The sequence below is a fragment of the Streptomyces sp. SID5785 genome, from assembly GCF_009870065.1.
Taxonomy (GTDB): Bacteria; Actinomycetota; Actinomycetes; order Streptomycetales; family Streptomycetaceae; genus Streptomyces.
In genome coordinates this window covers 1-4,353 of record NZ_WWIA01000419.1, presented here as the reverse complement: position 1 = coordinate 4,353, position 4,353 = coordinate 1, and the positions used below count along the sequence as shown (strand labels likewise).

At 70.7% G+C, this 4,353-nt stretch carries 5 protein-coding genes; 4 read left to right on the top strand and 1 reads right to left on the bottom strand.

From position 1 onward, the window contains the following. The coding region (locus tag GTW43_RS13840; protein ID WP_343245998.1) for a GntR family transcriptional regulator at positions 1-271 on the bottom strand (271 nt) is incomplete at its 3' end. Positions 272-467: 196 nt separating this feature from the next. Here GTW43_RS13840 and GTW43_RS13835 point away from each other — a divergent pair. The 4 genes from GTW43_RS13835 to GTW43_RS13820 all read left to right on the top strand — a co-directional run. Further along, positions 468-1,739: an extracellular solute-binding protein gene (locus tag GTW43_RS13835; RefSeq protein ID WP_161302001.1), complete on the top strand. Its 1,272-nt coding sequence runs from the start codon at positions 468-470 to the stop codon at positions 1,737-1,739. Positions 1,740-1,872: 133 nt separating this feature from the next. Next, positions 1,873-2,841, top strand: a complete 969-nt coding sequence (locus GTW43_RS13830; protein WP_161301999.1) for a sugar ABC transporter permease — start codon at positions 1,873-1,875, stop codon at positions 2,839-2,841. After that, positions 2,838-3,674, top strand: coding sequence for a carbohydrate ABC transporter permease (locus tag GTW43_RS13825; RefSeq protein WP_161301997.1), 837 nt, complete (start codon positions 2,838-2,840; stop codon positions 3,672-3,674). Before GTW43_RS13830 ends, GTW43_RS13825 begins: the two co-directional genes overlap by 4 nt. A gap of 33 nt (positions 3,675-3,707) precedes the next feature. Next, positions 3,708-4,353 (top strand): family 20 glycosylhydrolase (locus GTW43_RS13820; protein ID WP_161301995.1); only part of this gene is annotated, 646 nt, incomplete at its 3' end.

Below are 4,353 nucleotides of genomic sequence, written 5' to 3'. Positions count from 1 at the left end.
CCTGGGTGATCTTCTCCGGTGCGACGAACATCCCGCGGCCGTGTTCGCGGACGAGAAGCCCCGCGGCGACAAGCTCGTCGACGGCGGCGCGCAGGGTCGGGCGGGAGACCCCGAGCCCGGCGCACAGGGTGCGCTCGGAGGGGATGGCGTCGCCGGGGGCGTGCGACTCGATGAGTTCGAGGATGTGGTCGCGCACCCGCTCCCGCTTGAGCACCGAACCCGGCACGCTCCCCTCGCGCCCTCCGCTCACCCCGTGTTCTTCGGCGCCCACGTGCCGCCCCCTCGATCCGTACCACCAGTTACCTGACCAGTTGACCATGTGGGTGCCTAGATCGACAACAGGCGCGGCAACTCCCCAGTTTTTCCGGGGCTCTTGACGCCTTCATTGGTCCATGCCACCTTTCTCCACCATCAGAGGTCACCTGACCAGTCGGCAACTGGTCAGGTCCGGCTCCCAGAGGTGACTCGTGAAGCTCCGTCTGCTCGCCGGCCTGTCCGCGCTCGTCGCGGTCGCCGGACTCAGTGCCTGCAGTTCGTCCGGCTCCGACGACGGGGAGCCGGCCGGCGGTGGGCGCACCACCGTCGACGTGTGGCTGATGCGTGACAGCGTCTCGGCCGCGTTCCAGAAGGAGTTCGTGAAGGGCTTCGAAGCCGCGCACCCGGACATCGAGGTCCGCGTGCAGATCCAGGAGTGGGACGGGATCGGCGAGAAGGTCACGGCCGCCCTCGCCAGCAACGACGCACCCGACGTCATCGAGACGGGCAACACCCAGGTCGCCCAGTTCGCCCAGAGCGGCGGGCTGCTCGACCTCAGCGACAAGGTCGACGACCTGGACGGCGGTTCCTGGCTCAAGGGCCTCGCCGAACCGGGCGCCTACGAGGGCAAGCAGTACGGCATCCCCTACTACGCTGCGAACCGCGTCGTCATCTACCGCAAGGACCTCTTCGCGAAGGCCGGAGTCGACCCGGCCGGGATCAAGACCCGCGATCAGTGGATCACCGCCACGAAGAAGCTCGACAAGGGCTCCCAGCAGGGGATCTACCTGCCCGGACAGAACTGGTACGCGCTGTCGGGCTTCATCTGGGACGAGGGCGGCGACCTGGCCACCGGATCCGGCGACGCCTGGAAGGGCGCCCTCGACACCCCCGAGGCACTGCGCGCGATGGCCTTCTACAAGAAGCTGCAGGCACTCGGCAAGGGGCCCAAGGACTCCGACGAGGCCCAGCCGCCGCAGGCCGAGGTCATGGCGAAGGGCCAGGTGGCCCAGGTCATCAGCACGCCCGGCGGCGCCAACGTCGTCGTCCAGAACAACCCGGACCTCAAGGGCAAGCTGGGCTTCTTCCCCATCCCGGGCAAGAGTGCGGCCAAGCCGGGAGCGGTGTTCACCGGCGGGTCGGACCTGGTCGTCCCCGCGGTGTCGCAGCACCACGAGGCGGCGTACACGTTCATCAAGGAACTGACCGGCGACGCCTGGCAGAAGAAGCTCGCCGTCGCGATGAGCTACGTACCCAACAGGACGACGCTGGCCGCGGCGGTCTCCGCCGATCCCGGTGCCTCGGCGATGGCGGTCGGGGCGGCCGAGGGGCGTGCGACGCCGAACACGCCGGGCTGGGCCGCGGTTGAGGCCAAGAACCCGATCAAGGACTACATGACCGCGGTCCTCACCGGCAAGGACGCGGCGTCGCAGGCGGCCGAGGCGTCCGACGCGATCACACAGGCGATGAAGTCCGGCCGATGACGTCCGGCCGATGAAGTCCGGCACCTGACGGGCACGTCGGGTTGCCCGGCACCCGCACACGTGACGTCCCTCCGGACCGCCCGTCCCCGCCCCCGTCCCCGTCACCGTCCCCGATTCAGGAAGGAGGTGTGCCGTGTCCGTCGTGCGTGAGCGGACCGCGCCCCGCTCCCCGGTCCGGCCGCCCCGCCACCCGGCGGGCCCGGCCCGCCGGGCCACCATGGCCGGCGTGTGGCCGTATCTCCTGGCCGCTCCGGCCGTGCTCGGCATGCTGTATCTGCTCGTCTATCCCCTGGCCCGGGCCGTCCTGATCTCCCTCCAGGACTTCCGGCTGCGCCAGCTCATCCTGGGCGACGCGCGGTTCGTCGGGCTCGACAACTACCGGACGCTGCTGGCCGATCCGCGCTTCTGGACGGTCGTACGCCGCACCTTCCTGTTCATGGCGCTGAGCGTCGCCCTCATCATGGTGCTGTCGACCCTGGTGGCCCTGATGATCGAACGGCTGGGCCGGCGCTGGCGCACCGCCGTGCTCAGCGCGCTGGTCCTCACCTGGGCGATGCCGGTCGTGGCGGCGACGACCGTCTTCCAGTGGCTGTTCCACTCCGAGTTCGGGATCGTCAACCACACACTGACCGGCCTCGGGTTCGCCTCCTTCGAGGGGTACCCGTGGCTGGCGCACGGCGGCGCCGCGTTCGGGATCCTGGTCGCGCTGGTGGTGTGGCAGTCGCTGCCGTTCGCCGCGATCACCCTGTACTCGGCGCTGACCACCGTGCCGGCCGAGCTGTACGAGGCCGCCCGGATCGACGGCGCGTCCGGTGCCCGGGTCTTCCGGTCGGTGACCCTGCCGATCGTGCGGCCGATCTTCATGCTGGTGCTGTCGCTCGAAGTGATCTGGACCTTCCGCGCGTTCGTCCAGATCTGGGTGATGACCCGCGGCGGCCCGGGCGACGCGACGACGATCCTGCCCGTGTACGCGGTGCAGACCGCGCTCTCCCAGCAGCGCTACGACCTGGGGTCCGCCTCGTCGATGGTCACCGTCCTGCTCATGTCCGGTGTGCTGGTCGTGTACTTCCGGCAGATGTTCCGTCAGGAGGCCGAGCTGTGAGCACGCGTCGGGCGGTGCGCCGTCTGCCTCTGCACGCGGGCGCCGTCGTCACGATCGCCGTCTGCCTCTTCCCCGTGTACTGGATGATCACGACCGCGTTCACACCGAACCGGGACATCCAGTCCGACCACCCGCACCTGCTCCCGCGGACCTGGACGTTCGACCACTTCCGGCGGGCCGTCGGCGCCGACGGCTTCGGACTGTTCTGGCGCAACAGCGTGCTGGTCACGCTGGCGGCGGTCCTGCTCGCGCTGGTCGTCGCCCTCGGCGCGTCGTTCGCCGTGGCCCGGATGCGCTGGCGCGGTCGGCGGCAGTTCATGCTGCTGGTCTTCATCGCCCAGATGGCGCCGTGGGAGTCACTGATCATTCCCGTGTACATCATCGCCCGCGACACCGACATGCTCGACCGGCTGCCGACGCTCACCCTCGTGTACTTCATGATGACGCTGCCGTTCACCGTCGTCGTGCTGCGCGGGTTCATCTCCACGATCCCCGCCGAGCTGGAGGAGTCGGCGCAGGTCGACGGCTGCACCCGGCTCGGCGCCTTCCGCCACATCGCGTTCCCGCTGCTCGCCCCCGGGCTGATGGCCACCTCGCTGTTCGGCTACATCACGGCCTGGAACGAGTTCGCGTACGCCAACTTCCTCATCATCAAGCAGCAGGACCACCGAACCCTGCCCGTGTGGCTGTCCTCGTTCCACAACACGTTCGGCACCGACTGGGGCGCCACCATGGCCGCCTCCACGCTGTTCGCCCTGCCCGCGCTCGCGATCTTCCTGCTGCTCCAGCGGCACGTCACGAGCGGCTTCGCGGCCGGCGCCGTCAAGGGCTGACCCCCCCCACCCCACGTGTCCCGGAGGTACCCCGTGTCCGCCGCGCGCCCCGCCCTGGTCCCCCAGCCCACCCACGTCGCCCATCGCCCCGGCCGCTTCACCCTCGACGCCGGCACCCGCCTGCGCCTGTCCCCCGGCTCCGAGGCCGCCGCCCGTCTGCTGCGCGCGACCGTGGGGCTGCCCTTCGTGCCCTCCCCCGACGGGGCGTTCGTGGTCGCGCTCGACCCCCAGCTGGCCGGTCTCGGCGAGGAGGGGTACGGACTGACCGTGGCGCCGGACGCCGTGCTGCTGCGGGCCGCCGCGCCGACCGGGCTGCTGCGCGGGGTGCAGACCGTGCGCCAGCTCCTGGCACCCGGCGGTCTCACCGGCCGGCCCGCGGCCCCGCTGCTGCTGCCCTGCGTCGAGATCACGGACGTGCCGCGCCACCGCTGGCGCGGGTTCATGCTCGACGTGGCCCGGCACTTCCAGCCGGTCTCCCTGCTGCGCCGCTACGTCGAGCTGCTCGCCCTGCACAAGATCAACGTGCTGCAGCTGCACCTCACCGACGACCAGGGCTGGCGGCTCCCCGTCCCCGGCTACCCGCGGCTCACGGAAGTCGGCGGCCGGCGCGCCGAGTCGATGGTCGGCCCCGCGGGGTCGACGGTCTTCGACGGGGTCCCGCACGAAGGGGCGTACACCA